The 1,320-nt window shown below is 69.7% G+C and carries 1 protein-coding gene and 1 other annotated feature; the gene reads left to right on the top strand.

Annotation, left to right across the window (positions count from 1 at the left end; all coding sequences use genetic code 11):
• Positions 1-52: 52 nt before the first annotated feature.
• A protein-coding gene (locus E9549_RS22785) for an IS3 family transposase (RefSeq protein ID WP_374201473.1) occupies positions 53-1,305 on the top strand; the annotation gives its coding sequence in 2 pieces (ribosomal slippage) (positions 53-341 and positions 341-1,305; 1,254 coding nt in all).
• Positions 331-462, top strand: a sequence feature (AL1L pseudoknot). Its footprint overlaps the gene before it by 132 nt.
• Positions 1,306-1,320 lie beyond the last annotated feature (15 nt).

Raw genomic sequence — 1,320 nt, forward strand, 5'->3', positions numbered from 1 at the left:
TGTCCCGCCCCGGGTCTGATGGAGGCTCTCAATCCACGTGAGGATGAGAGTCATGGCGGCACCGAGGAAGTACCCCGACGAGCTGCGGGAGCGGGCGACGCGGATGGCGGTGGAGGCCCGGCAGGACCCGGCCACCCGCGCAGGCGCGCTGGCGCGGATCGCCAAGCAGTTGGGCATCAACCCCGAGACGTTGCGCAACTGGGTGACTCAGGCCGAGATCGACGGCGGGGTGCGCCCGGGCACCACGACCGACGACGCGCGGCGGATCGCCGAGTTGGAACGGGAGAACCGCGAGCTGCGGCGGGCGAACGAGATTCTGAAGACCGCGTCGGCGTTTTTCGCGCAGGCGGAGCTCGACCGCCGACTGAAGTAGTTGTCGAGTTCATCGACGAGCACAAGGAGCGCTTCGGGGTCGAGCCGGTCTGCGCGGCGTTGAAGGACGCCGGCGTGCAGATCGCCCCGAGCACCTACTACGCGCACCGGAGCCGGCCACCCTCGGCCCGGTCACAGACGGACGCGGCGACCACCGCGGTGATCGAGCGTGTGCACGCGGAGAACTTCGGCGTCTACGGAGCGCGGAAGGTGCACGCCGAGCTGCGCCGGCAGGGCCATCGGGTGGCCCGGTGCACCGTCGAGCGGTTGATGCGCCGCCGCGGTCTGCGCGGCATCAGCCGGGCTAAGGGGCCGCGGACCACGGTGCCTGGCGCCGGGCCGGACACCCGCCCGGACCTGGTCGACCGGGCGTTCACCGCGACCGGGCCCGACCAGCTGTGGGTCGCCGACATCACCTACTGCCGCACCTTCTCCGGCTGGGTGTACGCCGCCTTCGTCATCGACGTGTTCTCCCGCCGGGTAGTGGGCTGGCAGCTGTCGAAGTCGTTGCGGACCGATCTGGCGCTGGACGCGCTGGAGATGGGCATCTGGACCCGCCGGCGCGCCGGTCGCGACGTCGGCGGATTGATCCATCACTCGGACAAGGGCGTGCAATACGTCGCGGTGCGGTACACCCAGCGCCTCGCCGAGGCCGGCGCCGTGGCCTCGGTGGGCTCCACCGGTGACAGCTATGACAATGCGCTGGCTGAGGCGTTCAACTCACTGTTCAAGGCCGAGCTCGTCCGCAACAAGGGTCCGTGGAAGAGCATCGACGACCTCGAGATCGCCGTCGCCGAGTACATCGACTGGTTCAACCACCGACGACTGCACGGCGAACTCGGTCTCGTTCCACCGGCCGAGCACGAGGACACCTTCTACCGGCACAACCCCGCGGCGGCTACCGTCGCCGCGTCAGTTTCGAGCCTCCACTGAACCCGGGGCGGGACA

The sequence above is a fragment of the Blastococcus sp. MG754426 genome (genome assembly GCF_021699055.1).
Classification (GTDB): domain Bacteria; phylum Actinomycetota; class Actinomycetes; order Mycobacteriales; family Geodermatophilaceae; genus Blastococcus.